The following is a 14,714-nucleotide window of genomic DNA, read 5'->3' as shown; positions in this document are numbered from 1 at the left end:
AAACGACGTGGTTCACGATTCCGCCACGCGTCGTTCACCTCGTATCTCACCAACGGTCAAGACGAATGCCGGGCCGCCCCCTAACGTCACAGGGGTGGTCAAGCTCTCCGTCATCGTGCCGTTCTACAACGTGCAGCAATACGCGCCAGACACTCTGAAGAGCCTGCGTGCGAACGCACGACAGGACTTCGAATTCATTCTCGTCGACGACTGCTCGCGCGACGAGACACCGGACATTCTCGCGCGCGCGGAGCGCGAGCTCCCGGGCGCGGTGTATGTCAGACACGAGAAGAACGGAGGACTGGCCACCGCGCGCAACACAGGGATCGACAGAGCGCGTGGCGAGTACCTCACGTTCCTCGACGGGGACGACTGGCTCGCCCCCGGTTACTACGAACAACTCCTGTCCTCCATCGAGGACCTGGGCTGCGACTTCGTGCGGACGGACCATGTCCAGTGCACGGCTCGGGCCCGCACGGTCCACCGTGTCCCGCACGGCCGCCGCGGAGTCGTCCTGAACCCGCGCGACGCCATTCTCCCCGCCGACCGGTCCACCTCCGTCGACTACGCCTACGCCTGGGCGGGCATCTACCATCGCCGGCTCGTCGACCGCGGGCTGCTCCACTTCACCGACGGGCTGCGCACGGCCGAGGACCGGCCGTGGATCTGGAAGCTGCACCGGGAGGCCGAATCCTTCGCCACCGTCGGGCTGCTGGGCGTGTTCTACCGGCGTGGCGTCGCCTCCTCCCTCACCCAGATCGGTGACGTACGCCAGCTCGATTTCATTCGCGCGTTCGACCAGGTGGTGGCCGAAACCGCCGAGGACCGGGACGCCGACAAACTCCTGCCGAAAGCCGTGCGCACCTATTGCGCGATCATTTCCCATCACCTGGGATCCATCGAAAGGTTCGAGCCAGCGGTGGCACGGAAATTGAAGTCCATGAGTGCCGTCGCGCTGCGGCGTATGCCGCAGGACGTGCTCGACGAGGCTCTCGACTCCATGGACGTCCAGCGCGCCACGCGACTGCGCCGACTGCGCCGACGGCCCGCGCCCGCCGCGGGGGTGGCCGCGTGACCACCCAGATCTTCATGGCGTCCACGCTGTACGGAACGGCCACGCTCGCCGCGGCCCTCGACACCGACAGCTTCGGGCCCGCGGACCGGCGCATCCTGCTCGTCTCCAACAACGCGGCGACGCCCGAGACGACGCCCGGCGTGGACGAGATGCCCGGTTTCGAGCAGCTGCGCGGCCGCTTCGACGACGTCATCTCCTGGAACGAGACCATCTCCCCGTTCCACCCCGGCGGCTGGGCCCCGCGCCCGGACGACGTACCTCTGTGGGAACGGCACCTGCGGCTCGCCTGGAACCTCGGCGACGACGACGTCGAGCTGGCCGTGGAGTCGATCCAGGTCAACCCCGCGCTCGGCATCTCCCAGATCTTCATGGGAGCGCCCGTCACCGTCTACGCCGACGGCCTCATGAGCTACGGACCCACCCGCAACAAGATCGACCCGCTGGTCGGCACCCGGGTGACCCGGCTGCTCCACCTGGATCTGGTCCCCGGCCTCACGCCGCTGCTGCTCACCGAGTTCGGCGTCGCACCGGAGATCGTGCCCACGGACGCGTTCGTGAAGGTGCTCGCCCAGCTCGTGGACACCGGCGACGCGCTGCCCGCGCTGGACGAACCGGCGCTGCTGCTCGGCCAGTACCTCTCCGCCCTCGGCATCCTCACCTCCGAGGAGGAGGAGGACCTCCACGTACGGATGCTGAAGGGCGCGATCGCCCTCGGCCACACCCGCGTGGTGTTCAAGCCGCACCCGACGGCGCCGGCCCGCTGGTCGCGCCTTCTGGAGCGCGAGGCGGAACGGCTCGGCGCGGACCTCACGGTTCTCGACACCCCGGTCCTCGCCGAGGTCCTCTACCAGCGCATGCGGCCCGCCCTGGTCGTCGGCTGCTTCTCGACGGCGCTGCTCACGGCGTCCGCGCTGTACGGCCTGCCGGTCGCCCGGGTGGGCACCGGCTCGCTGCTGGACCGCCTCACCCCGTACGAGAACAGCAACCGTGTCCCCGTGACCATCGTCGACGCGCTGCTGCCCGAACTGTCGGACCGGGCGGGCGTGACGGGGCAGCCCCCCGGCATGGACGTCGCGGACCTGACCAAGCTCCTGCGGGCCGTGGGCTTCGCGATGCAGCCCAAGATCTACCCCGATCTGCGCCCAGCGGCCGAGAGCTACCTGACGCGGCATCTGGACCAGCACACCTGGCGCTACTTCAAGCGCAAGCGCCTCACGTCGCTGGCCCTGCCGGGCGCGGTCCCGGCGCAGCTCGCGTTCATCCCGCGCAACGCGACGGTCCGCCGGGTGGCACGGCGGGCGCGCTCGCTGAAGCGGGCCGTGGGGCGCTGAGCCGGGCCGCGGGGCCCGGGGAGCGCCCGCCCGGCACACGGGACGGGGCGCCGCCCCGGAGGCCCGTGGCGGCCCGGGGGCGGCCAGGCGGGCGTCGCGGGCCGGCGACGGAGGAGCGGGGAGGGAGGGAGCGGTCGGATGCGACCGGGCCCCGCTCCCCGCTCCCCTGTCTCGCGGGCCCTTTTTCCGCTCCCCTGTCCCACTCTCCTGCGCCGCTCCCCGGTCTTCCGGGAGCCGCGTTGCGGAGCACCACCCCTCCCCCGACACATGTTCGTCGGCACTCCTGCACGAGGGGGCGATTTGTGATGATTCGGAAGAGTTGTCAACGCCGGGGTATCGCACAGGTGAACGCCTGTGGGCGGGACGACGAACCGGCCTCGCCACGGCGCAAGCATCCCCGACTATCGGACTAACGTGCTGTGGGCCAGCTGAGTCCCATCGAGGGGAACCTTGTGATCGACACGCCCGAGGAGGCCCGCGGGACGTCAACCGGCACCGCGGTCCGCACGGTGCTGCCTCCTGCCGAGACGTCTCCCGCGCCCAAGCCCGCGGCCCGCCGGGAGAACCGGCTGCGCGCCCTGGACGGGCTGCGGCTGATCGCGGCCCTGATGGTGGCGTGCTATCACTACGGCGGCCGGGACGGCGAGGTCACGCAGGCCTGGGGCACCTCACCGAAGCACCAGTTCCCCACCCTGCACCAGCTGTTCGCCTACGGCTGCCTCGGTGTGCAGGTCTTCTTCGTGATCAGCGGCTTCGTCATCTGCATGAGCGGCTGGGGGCGGCCCCTGCGGTCCTTCTTCGCCTCGCGCGCCTCCCGGCTGCTGCCCGCGTACTGGGCGGCCATCATCATCGTGACCGCGGTGTTCGCCCTGCCCGCCGTCGCGTACAAGGCGGTCTCGCCGAGCGACGCGCTGCTCAACCTGACGATGCTCCAGCAGCCGCTCGGCGTCGACAGGGTCCTGGGCGTCTGCTGGACGCTGTGGGCGGAGGTCCGCTTCTACGCCCTCTTCGCGCTGTGCATCGTCCTGCCCGGGGCGAACCGGCAGCGCGTGATCCTGTTCTGCGCGGGCTGGACCCTGGCGGCGGCCGTCGCGCAGGGCGTGAACGAACCGCTCCTCAACATGGTCCTGATGCCGGAGTACGCCCCGTACTTCATCGGCGGCGTCGGCCTCTACCTCGTCCACCGCGACCGCCGCGACGCGTACGCCTGGGGCATCGTCGGGGTGAGCTGGCTGATCGGCCAGCACTACGCCGTGCAGCGGCTGTGGCACGCCCCGAACCCGCAGTTCTTCTCGGACCGTTCGGCCCTCGGCATCATCCTCGTCGTCACCTTCGGCTACATCGCCGTCGCCGCGATCGCGCTGGGCTGGCTGAACTGGGCCAACTGGCGCTGGCTGACGGTCGCGGGCGCGCTGACGTACCCGTTCTACCTCGTGCACGAGCACCTGGGCTGGGTCGTCATCGAGGCCTACCACCGCACCCTGCACCTGCCGTCCTACGCCACGTTCCTGGCGACGGTCGCCACGATGCTGCTCCTGGCCTGGCTGCTGAACCGCGTCGTCGAGAACCGGCTCACCCCGAAGCTGCGCTCCGCCCTGGCGAAACCACGGTTGTAGCCGGCGGGCGCCTGCCGGACCGCCGCCGCCGGCCCCGCCTCAGGCGATCCCGTAGAGCGCGTCGATGCCGGCCACGACGAGCCGCAGGCCCTCCTCGAAATGCCGTTCGTAGTTCTCGAAGATCTCCGCGCCCGCCGCCGCCGACAGGGGGAACTCGGCCATGCGGCGGGCGCGTTCCGCCACGTCGTAGCCCTCGCGCCGCTCGCCCGGTACGGGCTGGACGCCCTGTTCCTCGGTGACGTAGCCGAGCGTGTAGAGGTACGCGGTGGTGGTCGCGCGGACCGCCTGGTCGAGGGTGAAGCCCGCGTCGGTGAAGAGCCTCAGCGTGCGCTCCATCTCGACCGCGTGCACCGTGCCGTTGAACCGTGATCCGCTGAAGACCTTCGCGCCGTCGCGGTAGCTCAGCAGGGCCGCGCGCAGTCCGCGGTTGGCGGCGAGCAGCCGCTCCCGCCAGCCGCCCTCCGGGTCCTCCCCCACGTCCGCGACCATCCGGCGGTACATCTCCGTGGCCATCTCGTCGAGCAGTTCCTGCTTGTTCTTGAAGTGCCAGTAGAGCGCGGGCGCCTGCACGTCCAGCTCCTTGGCGATCGCCCGCAGGGTCAGGCCGTCGAGGCCCGTCGTGTTGAGCAGCCGCAGGGCGGTCTCCACGACCTGCTTCTGGTCCAGCTTGGGGGTGCGCTGGGTCTTCTGGGTTCTCTGAGTGGCCACGCTTGACAGTTTAACGCCGTTAAGGGCATGCTCCGGAGCATGGAACTTAACGACGTTAAGGAGATGGTGGACGTGGACACCGTGGACGTACTCGTCATCGGCGCGGGCCCGACCGGTCTCGCCCTCGGCGCGGATCTCGCCCGGCGCGGGGTGGACGCCCTCGTCGTCGAGCGGGCCGGCGCGCTGTTCCCCGGTTCACGCGGCAAGGGGATCCAGCCGCGCACGATGGAGGTCTTCGACGACCTCGGCGTGCTCGACGCGATCCGCGCGGCGGGCGGCGAGTACCCGGTGGGGATGGTCTGGCAGGACGGCCGGCGAACCGGCGAGCACCAGATGTTCGACCCCGCCGACACGACCGACGACTCGCCGTACTCGACACCGTGGATGGTGCCGCAGTGGCGTACGCAGGAGATCCTCTTCGCGCGCCTGGAGGAACTCGGCGGGCGGGTCGCCTTCGGCCGCGAAGTCGTCGGGGTCGACGAGGCCGGTTCCGGCGTGACCGTGGAGTTCACCTCCGGGGCGCCGGTCCGTGCCCGGTACGTCGTCGCCGCGGACGGGGGCCGCTCCGTCGTGCGCCGCGCGCTCGGGATCGCCATGACCGGGGAGACCGTCGACCCGAACCCCATGCTCGTCGCGGACGTCCGGATCAGCGGCCTCGACCGCGACAACTGGCACGTCTTCCCGCCGAGCGCGGACACCGGCGGTTTCCTGGCGATCTGCCCGCTGGCCGGTACGGAGGACTTCCAGGTCGTGGCGCAGTTCCCGGAGGGCACGGACGTCGACCTGTCCTTGGAGGGCATCCGCAAGACCGTCGCCGCGCGCTCCCACCTCGCTCCCGAGGACGTGACCGAGGTGCGCTGGGCCTCGGACTTCCGGCCGCGGGCCGCTCTCGCGGACCGCTTCCGGACGGGCCGGGTCTTCCTCGCCGGGGACGCCGCCCACGTCCACTCGCCGGCCGGCGGGCAGGGGCTCAACACCAGCGTCCAGGACGCGTACAACCTGGGCTGGAAGCTGGGCGCGGTACTGAGCGGCGCGGCACCGGCCGCCCTTCTCGACACCTACGAGACGGAACGGCGGCCCGTCGCCGCCGACATGCTCGGTCTGTCGACCCGGGTGCACCGCGGCGAGACCCGGCGCGGGGCGGCGACCCGTCAGCTCGGCCTCGGCTACCGCGGCTCCCCCCTCGCGGTGGAGACCCGCACCGAGCTGCCGGACGAGGCGCTGCGCGCCGGGGACCGCGCCCCCGACGCGACGGTCGGCGGCGTCCGCCTCTTCGACGTGTTCAGGGGACCGCACTGGACGCTGCTGACGGTCGGCACGGACGAGGAACCGCGGGCGCTGCCGGGCGTCCGCACGGCACGCGTCGACGCGTACGAGAGGTACGGCACCGGTGTCTTCCTCGTCCGCCCCGACGGCTACGTCGGCTGGGCGGGCAGCACGGCGACGACCCTGCCGGAGTACGCGGCCGCGGTGGGCCTGACCTCCAACTGACGGCCGGGCCTCAGGCGCTGGCGAGCGTGAGCTTGACCGCGAAGCCGAGGAAGAGGGCGCCGGCCGCGGTGGTGGCGCCGGCGGAGAGGCGCCTGCGGCGGCGGAAGGCCGCCGCGAGCCGCGTACCGCTGAAGATCAGGGCGGTCAGGTAGAGGAAGCTCGCGAGCTGGGCGAAGGCGCCGAGCACGACGAAGGAGAGCGCCGGGTAGGCGTACCCGGGGTCGACGAACTGCACGAAGAAGGCGACGAAGAAGAGGATCGCCTTCGGGTTGAAGAGGCTGATCACGACCGCTCGCCGGAACGGCCGCTCTCCGGCCACCGGCTCGGTCTCCGCGCTCTGCACGGCGGGCTCCCGACGGGCCTGCCACAGAGCCCACGCGGCCCGCAGCATCCCGAACGCCAGCCACGTCAGATAACCGGCGCCCGCGTACTTCACGATCCCGAACAGCAGCTCGTTCGCCTGCAGCAGCGACGCGACGCCGGCCGCCGACAGCGTCATCAGCACGGTGTCCCCGCACCACACTCCCGCGGCGGCCCTGTACCCGGTACGGACACCCTTCCGGGCGGCGACCGACAGCACGTACAACGAGTTCGGTCCCGGCAACAGGACAATCAGCACAAGCCCCGCCAGATAGGTGGGGAGATCGATGACACCAAGCATGACAGCGAGTGTCGCACGCCCCTACGACGCCCCACAGCCCTGTCTCACGCTTGCGTCACGACCGGGGGCGCGCGGCTCGTTCCCCGTCGAGGTTCCTTTTCGGGGGTCACTCTTCATGAACGCGACCGGGGGTCCGCGGAGTCCGCCTCTACTCACCCATAGGGAGGAATCACCCAGGTCGGAACGCCTTCGACCGCATGTGCGTCCGTGGGGACAGGGGGTTCTCGTGTTCGCTGCCCCCATGCCGCCTGGTTCGTGGCCGGTCGCCCGCGGGGAGCATCTCAGGGGACGCGGGACGAGAGGGGGCCCGATGTGCACGACAGGACGGGTGGAACAGGGGTCCGGATGCGTACCAAAGGGATGAAGAGACCGCTGGCCGCGCTCGTGGCGCTGGCCGCGCTGAGCGGCTGCACGGCCCAGGGCGTGGACGCGTCGGGGAAGACCGCGGCGCCCGTACGGATCGACGGTTCGCTCGCCGCCCCCCGTAAGGGCGACGACGACAAGCCGACGACCGGCGCCAAGGGCAGGGCCGGCACACCCGCCGCCTCGAAGGGAGTCCCCGCCAAAGTCCTCTGGTCGCACGGCGACCGGGGTGACGACATCCGTTCGGCGCAGGCCCGGCTGCACCAGGTCGCCTGGCTGATCACCCCGCCGACGGGAACGTACGACGACCGTACGGTCGCGGCGGTGAAGGGGTTCCAGAGCAAGCGGGGGCTGCCGAGCACCGGGCAGTTGGACGCCGTCACCTGGCAGCGGCTGAAGAAGATGACGCACGATCCGGCCGACTGGGAGCTGTATCCGTACGGCGGGCAGCCGGCCGCGAAGCCCGATCCGCGCTGCCTGACGGGCCGGGTGCTGTGTGTCAGCAAGACCAGCCGCACCCTGCGCTGGATGGTCGACGGCAGGACCGTCTCGGAGATGGAGGTGCGGTTCGGCTCGCAGTACACGCCGACCCGCGAGGGCGTGTTCACCGTCTACTTCAAGTCACGCCACCACGTGTCGACGCTCTACCACACGTCCATGCCGTACGCGATGTTCTTCAGCGGCGGTCAAGCCGTGCACTACTCCTCGGACTTCGCCGCGCGCGGCTACTACGGGGCCTCGCACGGCTGCGTCAACGTCCGTGACGAGAGCAAGGTGTCGGCCCTGTTCGCGCAGGTCCGGACGGGCGACAAGGTCGTCGTCTACTGGTGACGGAGCGCTGCGGGGGGGGGGCGGGGAAACGTATGGGGCGCGGGCGGGACCGGGGGAACGTGTCCCGCCCGCGCCAGGTGCACGGAGCCATGGGTACGGGGGGAACCCCGGCTCCGTGCGACGGCCGATGACCAGTCGGCTCACCCATTACTGCGTCACGGCGGCCGAAAACGTCACACCCGGCCGGAGAAAAAGTTCAAGGAAAAACGAAACTGCAGGTCAGCGGCGTACCGCCCGGTCGGACGGATGCCCGACGCCGGGGAGCGGGACTCCGGGCCGCACACGGGACGCGCCCCTCGGCTCACGAAGAGATGGCAGGCAGCGGCGTCGTCGCAGGCCGGGGGACCTGGGACTTTCCGGGCCTGACCGGCAGCCGCCGCACCGGACCGGGGTGCGCGGGCAGCACGGGGGCGACGACACCACCGTTTCCCCGGGGGTCGTTGCCGCGCCCTATGTGATGGCCGTCGTCGTCACCGCCCTGGTCGCCCTGGTCCCCGCGATCGTCCCGGCCGCCCTGACCGGAACCCTGCTTGCCGTCGTCCCCGGCGCCCTCGCCGTCACCGGCGCCGGTTTGGCGGCCGAGCAGGCCCGCGCAGTACAGCTTGATCCGGTGGCCGCCTCCCGCCGCGCGCTCCAGGAGCTGCCGGCGTCCCCCGTCGAGGTCCTTGCCGTCGAGGACGTCACGGCAGTACGTCCGCGCGCGTCTCCACCACGCGGGGCTGCGGCCGGTGCTCTCGGTGGCGTCGTCGCCTGGACGCCCCGACGCGGTACCGGTGTCCGGGCGCGCGGTCGTCGGGGAGTCACCGGACGGCCCGTCCGAGGGGCCGCCGGGTGTCGGCAGTACGGACCCGACGCCTCCGGAGACGGTGGGCCCCGGTGAGCCGAGCGGCCGGTCGGGAGTCCGGATCGCCGTGACCGAGGCGGCGGGGTCCGGGTGTTGGCGGGTGAACGGAGTCGGCAGCGCTCCGGTTGTGGCCGCGACGGCGACCCCGCCGACCATCCCGGCGGCCAGCACGGCGGCGAGCCCGATCCGGGTGGGCCGCCCCCATCGCGTACGCCGTCCGTGGGCGGCCGCGCGCCCGATCCGCACGAGACCGGCGTCGGCCGCATGGGCTCGGGAGCACGCGAGATCGCGGTGGCCGAGTGGCGCGGCGGCCCCCTCGCCGCTCTCGCGCACCTTCCGGAAAGCGGCCAACGCGGCTGCCTCGCCGGGGAGTTCGTCGCTGTTCGGTGCGGGTTCGGCGATCAGCGCGTCGAGCACCCCGGCGAGCCGCTCCACCTGCTCGCGCGTGCCCGCGTCGACGGCTTCCAGCGGCTCTCCGCGCAGCAGACGCTCCGCGGCGTCGGCGTCCAGCCACCTGTACTGCTCGTCGGCCATCACATGTCCTTCTGCGTCCGCGAACGCGTATGCGTCACACCGGCGGACGTCACCGCGCGGGTGCGCGATCCTCTTTGCTGGGGAACGGCGTCGAGCGCGCCGGACGATTCCGCATCCGCGCCGATCAGCTCCGCGAGCCGCTTCAGACCGCGGTGCGCCGCCGTGCGGACGGCGCCCGGGCGCTTGCCCAGCGTCTCGGCCGCGGTCTTGGCGTCGAGGCCGACCACGACCCGCAGGACGACGGCTTCCGCCTGGTCCTGGGGGAGCTGGGCGATGAGCGAGAGCGTGCTGTCGGTGGCCAGCGACTCGATGGCCTCGTTCGCGGTGTCGGACTCGGCGGGGCGGCCGGCCAGTTCGGTCTCGTCGCCGGCCGTCGCGGGACGGCGTCCGCGCATCCGTATGTGGTCCAGGGCCCGGTTGCGGGCTATGCGCGCCGCCCAGCCGCGGAACCGGTCCGCGTCGCCGCTGAACCGCTCCAGGTCACGGGCGATCTGGAGCCAGGCCTCGGACGTGACGTCCTCCGCGTCCGGCTCCCCGACCAGCGTCCGTACGTAGCCGAGCAGCCGTGGGTGCACGGCGCGGTACACAGTCCGGAACGCGGTCTCGTCCCCGTCCTGCGCAGCACGCACCGCGGCGGTCAGCTCCGCGTCGTCCCCCAGCACCCCCGCGCCCCTCTTTGCGCCCCGTCCGGTGCCGCTCTCGCGGACCGGTTTCTCGCCGTCGTGGTTCCTCGATGAATGGTTGCGGTCCCGGGTTCCACGTGGTTCTGGTCACAGGTCCCACGCGGCCCGCGGTCTCGGGTCCTCGTGGTCACGGTTCCGTCGGTCCTCGGCACCCGGCGCGAATGGAACGTTACGGCCTGAAACAGCTCCCCGTCCATGTTCGTACAACGTGCAACTATCTGGTGACAGAGCGAGGTGTGACACAAAACGCAGTCGCGGCGCTGTACTGAGTACGGGCCGCCGCGCGGCCCGTGCCGCGCGACGGTCGGGGCCTCTCCTGTGGGGGGTGGCGGCTCCGGCCGTTGCCATCGGCACCACCCCTCGGCACATGCACCGGCTCCGCCCGGCCCGCCCATGGCTCAATCCGTGCGCGGCCCGGCCTGCCGCGGAACCCCGGCCGCCCCTGCCGCTCCGGTTCCCTCCGTCGTCACCACCGCCGCTTCCACCGCGACCGGTTCCGTGTCCGGCACCCCGCAGTCCGCCGCGGCCACCGTGCCCCCCGGCCGTCCGGCGTTCCCCCCAATCCCGGTCGCGCCCGCGCTCCTGCGGTGACGCCAGTCGTCCCGCCGACGCGTGGGTGCCGTGTGCGCGCCGCCGTCCCGGGCGGCGCGGAAGGCGGCGACGGCGTGCGCCTCCGCCTCGCCGTCGTCCGAGAGGCCCCGCATCGCGGCGGCGAGCAGCGACCCGACGACGGCCCGTACGCCGAGGGCGACACCACGGCCTCCTCCACCGCCCGCGACGGCGCTACGATCGCCGACATCGCCACCGGTACCTGCCGCGCCGGCCGCCCGGTGGCCGGGGGATCCGCCGCCACCGTGCCGTTCACTGATACCGGGCCCCACGGGTTCCACAACTTCCCCGGGTTCCCCAGGCACTCCGTCCGGTCCCATGCCGGTTCCCTCTCAGCCCGCCGCTCCGAGGTTCATCCCGAATCCCCCAGCGTCGGGGGCGCCTCGTCCGTCACACCCTCGGCCGCGAGCAGGCGCGCGAGCCGTCTCAGACCCCGGTGGGCCGAGGTGCGCACCGCGCCCGGGCGTTTGCCGAGCACCCGCGCCGCGGCCGGTCCGTCGAGGCCGACGACGACCCGCAGCAGCACCGCCTCGGCCTGGTCGCGCGGCAGCCCCGCAACCAGTTCCAGCGCGTACTCCGTGGACAGTGTCTCCAACACCTCGTCATGAGTGCTGTGCCTGCCGGGCAGTTCCAGCACGTCCTGCTCGATGGGCGTGCCCCGGGGCCGCGCCTTCAGCCGCCGCAGATGGTCCAGCGCCCGGTGCCGGGCGATGGTCGCGGTCCAGCCGCGGAACCCGGCGCCGTCACCGCGGAACCGCCCCAGGTCCCGGGCGATCTCCAGCCAGGCCTCGGACGCCACGTCCTCCGCGTCGTCCCCGACGATCCCGCGCAGGTATCCGAGCAGTCCGGGCTGCACCATCCGGTACGCGACGGCGAAGGCGGCCTCGTCCCCCTCCTGCGCCCGCGCGACGGCCACGCCCAGTTCTCCGTCGTACGGCTGCGCGCGGCGGGGTTCCCCTCCCTGGCCCAACACTGTCCTCGTTCACGCCGAGTTCGCCCGAGTGTGCTCTGCCGACACGACCGACCGCGCCGGCACCCTCATGGTCATCAGCGCCGGTCCCCACGGAAATGTCACAGCACGTCAGCTGCCCGGGCCCCTCCGCCGGCGGCGAGTGCGCCGGGGGGTCGGTTATCGCGTGGCCTCCCGGCACAGCAGCCGCAGGGAGCCGTCGCCCGCGTAGGCGCGGCGGGCCTCGTCGATCGGGTCCCAGAGGCGGCCGTCGGGGGTGCGCAGCCAGTGTTCGCCACCGGTCTCCCACCACTCGGCGCCCGTGCGGCGGGCGACGACCTCACCGGCGTACGCGCCGAACCCGCGCAGCACGCTCTCGACGGCGGCGTACGGTGCCCCTTCCCGGCGTATCTCCTCGATCATGCGGTCGACCCGCCACAGACTCTGCGCGGAGTAGTCGAGGCGCAGTCGGGCGCCCTCGCGCATGGTCGCGACCGAGTCGGCCGCCCAGCGAACGGGCTTCGTCGCAGCTGAAGGCCTGGTTGTCCGAGTAGCGTTCACATTCGGTAGAGCGTGGCGGCGGCCGGATTCGTCACCCGGATCGGCGAGGGTTCGCGACACCGTCCCAGGACCGCCATCTCCACCCCAGGACAGTCACAGGAACCCCCCAGGCGCACAGGTTTGACGCCCGCCCGCCGGGGCCGTCCCGGGCCGCGGGCACAGCGGACCCGGACCCGAGCCGGTCCGAGCGGCGCGGGTCCGGGACAGCCGACGCCGGGCGCCGGACCGAGGATCCGGGGTTCTCCCTGTCCGCCCCGCCGGTCAGGGGTCTCCTTGCCCGCCGGGCGGACTACGACCTTCCCCGCGCCCTGCGGGAGACCACCGCCCGCAGGATGCGCCGGGCCTCGACCGACGTGTCCAGCACGAACCGCAGTCCGCTCGTGCCGTGTTCGGCGAGGAGTTCCAGGACGGCGGTCTGGCGGCGCAGTTCGGCGGCGACGAGCGGGGACAGCCCCTCGGTGCGGCCCTCCTCGCGCACCGTCGGCCAGGACGTGGTGTCGTCCGCGTGGTCGAGACGGCGATGCGCCCGCAGCCCCGTCAGCGAGCAGGCGTCCGCCCAGGCGCGGAGCTCCCCCTCCGAGGGCTCCGAGGGAACGGTGTCGAGCATCATGCGGGTGAGGACGGCCGCGTGGTCCTCCTCGGTGACGGGCGGTTCGGGCACCCCCGCGTCCAGCTTGGCGCGCGCCTGCTCCAGACGCGTGCCCCACTCGGCCCAGGCGTCCGCCTCCGCGAGGCACGCCCACAGCGGGCGCAGGACGTCGTCGTCACCGCCCAGCAGCGGGACGCACCGATCCAAACAAGCCAGACCGCTCGCTGCCAGACTTCTCTCGTCGGCCTGAGCGATCAGTTCCACCAGACTCATCACGACTCCCTCGAAATGCCTCAACAGGGCGCCCTCGCTTTACGGAGCCCGCACTTCCCCTTACTGCGTGCAACGGTCCAGGAGTGTCACAGTGGCACCACACCGAGCCGGTCGAGGAGCTGGAAGAACAGGTTTTCGGCCATCGTCCCCGGCTCGGCCGCCCGCCCGTCCGGCCCGGCCCCCGGCTCCGCCTCCAGGACGGCGAGCAGTGCTCCGGCGGTCACCGAGTGCCCCGCCTCGGCGGCCCAGGCGACCGCCCGTCCGGCCGCGTCGGCGGGCTCCAGGAAGTAGTCGTCGACACCCAGTCCGCTCTCGCCGCCGGCGAGATGGCCGGCCATGACGTTCCGGGCCAGGCAGGTGCTCCACGCGTCGCCGGACGGCGCCGCCGCCTCGACCGCCACGCAGGCGCTGTCCATCACGTACCCGAAGAGCGCGGGCGCGCCGGTCTCGCGGGCGAGCACCCGCATGCTCCCGATCCCGGCCCCCGCGCCCGGGTACTCCCAGACCTGCCAGCCACCGGGCGCCGTCGTCCGGGACAGCAGGCCCGGCACCCCGGCCAGCGCCGCGGTCCGCGCGAGTGGCTGCTCGCTTCTGCCCACGACGAAATAGCCCCAATACCCCATACCGGTTCCCCCCGGGTGTCTCGGTTCGGCGGCTGGGGCCGAATACACCACAGGGGTGCCGGGGTTGACCAGAGAAAGGGACGAACCGGTGCCGGTCGGACGCGCGTCAGACGGCGTACGCGGCGGGACCCTGGAGCGCCTTCAGGTGCTGCATGCGGGTCAGTTTCAGCACGACGAGGATCGCGAGGGCGGCGGCCACGATGTCGACGACGTCGCTGAACATGACCTGGGCGGCGGCGTCGTGGATCTCATCGGCGGTGCCGGCCTTGCTGTACGCGCTGCTGGACGCCCGGTCGGCGAGCAGGACGAGGACCCAGAAGGTCCACCAGACGTTGACCAGGGCGTTGCCGCTCCGGGACCCGGCGGGGACGCTCGCGTCCCAGATGTCCAGCGTCACCCGGCGCGGGAACCACAGGTTCGCCACGGGGACGAACCATCCCCAGCCGGCCCACGTCCGGGACTTGCTGTGCCCGTACGGGTTGAACACCTCGGCGTTGACCCGGACCCGCAGGAACCAGATCAGGAAGACGACGACGGAGCCCACCATCGCGGCCGACTGGGCGTACCCCGACCTGGCGACCAGCGTGTCCGCGTCCGTGGCCCGCCGCTGGACGCCGTCGCCGAAGTCGCCGCCCGCGAGGGCCCCGGACACGTCGTACATCGTCCAGTCCGCCCAGACCGCGAAGAGGTCGGCGGCGATCACCAGCGCGAGCAGCGCGACGGCAGCTCTGCCGAGGCCGACCGGTGAGCGCAGCACGGCCCGCCCGTTCGGGGGTGGCAGAGGCGGCAGCGGCGGCAGCGGCCGCGCCGCGGGCATCGGCGAGACGGGCCCCGGTGGCACGGAGTGCGACGGCGGCATGGTCATGAGAACCCCCCAGGTGCACGGCACAGCGCGGTGCCGACACGACAAGCCGGGCGCGCCCCTCCCCAGGGTCACGCCCGGCACACGAATACGTATCCGGAAGATACGGTT

Annotated in this window: 15 protein-coding genes; 5 read left to right on the top strand and 10 right to left on the bottom strand. The window is 72.3% G+C overall.

Annotation, left to right across the window (positions count from 1 at the left end):
- The first annotated feature begins 94 nt into the window (after positions 1-94).
- The 3 genes from ACIRQH_RS27760 to ACIRQH_RS27750 all read left to right on the top strand — a co-directional run bounded on the left by ACIRQH_RS27760 (position 95) and on the right by ACIRQH_RS27750 (position 4,022).
- A complete protein-coding gene (locus ACIRQH_RS27760) occupies positions 95-1,075 on the top strand; it encodes a glycosyltransferase family 2 protein (RefSeq protein ID WP_358816655.1) in 981 nt (326 codons plus the stop codon).
- Positions 1,072-2,406, top strand: coding sequence for an alpha-2,8-polysialyltransferase family protein (locus tag ACIRQH_RS27755; RefSeq protein WP_388869367.1), 1,335 nt, complete (start codon positions 1,072-1,074; stop codon positions 2,404-2,406). The genes ACIRQH_RS27760 and ACIRQH_RS27755 overlap by 4 nt, the downstream gene beginning before the upstream one ends.
- A 452-nt stretch (positions 2,407-2,858) precedes the next feature.
- The gene (locus tag ACIRQH_RS27750) at positions 2,859-4,022 is read left to right on the top strand and encodes an acyltransferase (protein ID WP_358816526.1); all 1,164 of its coding nucleotides are present in this window, start codon (positions 2,859-2,861) and stop codon (positions 4,020-4,022) included.
- Positions 4,023-4,061: 39 nt separating this feature from the next.
- Here ACIRQH_RS27750 and ACIRQH_RS27745 read toward each other — a convergent pair whose 3' ends face one another.
- On the bottom strand, positions 4,062-4,730 hold the full coding sequence (locus ACIRQH_RS27745) for a TetR/AcrR family transcriptional regulator (protein ID WP_358816525.1): 669 nt from the start codon (positions 4,728-4,730) through the stop codon (positions 4,062-4,064).
- 39 nt (positions 4,731-4,769) lie between these two features.
- On the opposite strand from ACIRQH_RS27745, the gene ACIRQH_RS27740 reads away from it, so the two are divergent.
- Complete coding sequence (locus tag ACIRQH_RS27740) at positions 4,770-6,221, top strand: FAD-dependent oxidoreductase (RefSeq protein ID WP_404227334.1); 1,452 nt, start codon at positions 4,770-4,772, stop codon at positions 6,219-6,221.
- A 10-nt stretch (positions 6,222-6,231) separates the two neighbouring features.
- Here ACIRQH_RS27740 and leuE read toward each other — a convergent pair whose 3' ends face one another.
- Complete coding sequence (gene leuE / locus ACIRQH_RS27735; RefSeq protein ID WP_358816523.1) at positions 6,232-6,882, bottom strand: leucine efflux protein LeuE; 651 nt, start codon at positions 6,880-6,882, stop codon at positions 6,232-6,234.
- A 345-nt stretch (positions 6,883-7,227) separates the two neighbouring features.
- Between leuE and ACIRQH_RS27730 the strand changes: the two genes are divergently transcribed.
- Positions 7,228-8,076 (top strand): L,D-transpeptidase family protein, encoded by an 849-nt coding sequence (locus ACIRQH_RS27730; RefSeq protein WP_358816522.1) that lies wholly within the window; start codon positions 7,228-7,230, stop codon positions 8,074-8,076.
- 301 nt (positions 8,077-8,377) lie between these two features.
- Here ACIRQH_RS27730 and ACIRQH_RS27725 read toward each other — a convergent pair whose 3' ends face one another.
- From ACIRQH_RS27725 to ACIRQH_RS27690, 8 genes are all read right to left on the bottom strand, one after another.
- Positions 8,378-9,454, bottom strand: coding sequence for a hypothetical protein (locus ACIRQH_RS27725; protein WP_388869360.1), 1,077 nt, complete (start codon positions 9,452-9,454; stop codon positions 8,378-8,380).
- Positions 9,454-10,116, bottom strand: a complete 663-nt coding sequence (locus tag ACIRQH_RS27720) for an RNA polymerase sigma factor (RefSeq protein WP_358816520.1) — start codon at positions 10,114-10,116, stop codon at positions 9,454-9,456. Before ACIRQH_RS27720 ends, ACIRQH_RS27725 begins: the two co-directional genes overlap by 1 nt.
- A 419-nt stretch (positions 10,117-10,535) precedes the next feature.
- Positions 10,536-11,018 carry a hypothetical protein gene (locus ACIRQH_RS27715; protein WP_404227329.1) on the bottom strand — a complete coding sequence of 161 codons (483 nt, stop codon included), beginning with the start codon at positions 11,016-11,018 and terminating at the stop codon, positions 10,536-10,538.
- Positions 11,019-11,098: 80 nt separating this feature from the next.
- Positions 11,099-11,716: an RNA polymerase sigma factor gene (locus tag ACIRQH_RS27710; protein ID WP_404227327.1), complete on the bottom strand. Its 618-nt coding sequence runs from the start codon at positions 11,714-11,716 to the stop codon at positions 11,099-11,101.
- Positions 11,717-11,875: 159 nt separating this feature from the next.
- Positions 11,876-12,256 carry a hypothetical protein gene (locus tag ACIRQH_RS27705; protein WP_358816517.1) on the bottom strand — a complete coding sequence of 127 codons (381 nt, stop codon included), beginning with the start codon at positions 12,254-12,256 and terminating at the stop codon, positions 11,876-11,878.
- A gap of 289 nt (positions 12,257-12,545) precedes the next feature.
- Entirely contained in the window at positions 12,546-13,118 is a 573-nt protein-coding gene (locus tag ACIRQH_RS27700) for a hypothetical protein (RefSeq protein ID WP_388869348.1), read from the bottom strand.
- Between the two features lie 86 nt (positions 13,119-13,204).
- On the bottom strand, positions 13,205-13,741 hold the full coding sequence (locus ACIRQH_RS27695) for a hypothetical protein (RefSeq protein WP_404227324.1): 537 nt from the start codon (positions 13,739-13,741) through the stop codon (positions 13,205-13,207).
- Positions 13,742-13,847: 106 nt separating this feature from the next.
- Positions 13,848-14,606, bottom strand: a complete 759-nt coding sequence (locus ACIRQH_RS27690) for a DUF4328 domain-containing protein (RefSeq protein ID WP_404227321.1) — start codon at positions 14,604-14,606, stop codon at positions 13,848-13,850.
- Positions 14,607-14,714: the final 108 nt, after the last annotated feature.

It is taken from the genome of Streptomyces sp. NPDC102279, from assembly GCF_044766365.1.
GTDB lineage: Bacteria > Actinomycetota > Actinomycetes > Streptomycetales > Streptomycetaceae > Streptomyces.
The sequence above is the reverse complement of the archived record's forward strand: the minus strand, read 5'-3'. Positions and strand labels throughout refer to the sequence as shown.

What these genes read in the sequence shown, in the direction of transcription:
- ACIRQH_RS27740 (WP_404227334.1), top strand. Translation starts at nt 4,770, where the DNA reads ATGGAACTTAACGACGTTAAGGAGATGGTGGACGTGGACACCGTGGAC.
- leuE (WP_358816523.1), bottom strand. Translation starts at nt 6,882, where the DNA reads ATGCTTGGTGTCATCGATCTCCCCACCTATCTGGCGGGGCTTGTGCTG.
- ACIRQH_RS27730 (WP_358816522.1), top strand. Translation starts at nt 7,228, where the DNA reads ATGCGTACCAAAGGGATGAAGAGACCGCTGGCCGCGCTCGTGGCGCTG.
- ACIRQH_RS27725 (WP_388869360.1), bottom strand. Translation starts at nt 9,454, where the DNA reads ATGGCCGACGAGCAGTACAGGTGGCTGGACGCCGACGCCGCGGAGCGT.
- ACIRQH_RS27700 (WP_388869348.1), bottom strand. Translation starts at nt 13,118, where the DNA reads ATGAGTCTGGTGGAACTGATCGCTCAGGCCGACGAGAGAAGTCTGGCA.
- ACIRQH_RS27695 (WP_404227324.1), bottom strand. Translation starts at nt 13,741, where the DNA reads ATGGGGTATTGGGGCTATTTCGTCGTGGGCAGAAGCGAGCAGCCACTC.
- ACIRQH_RS27690 (WP_404227321.1), bottom strand. Translation starts at nt 14,606, where the DNA reads ATGACCATGCCGCCGTCGCACTCCGTGCCACCGGGGCCCGTCTCGCCG.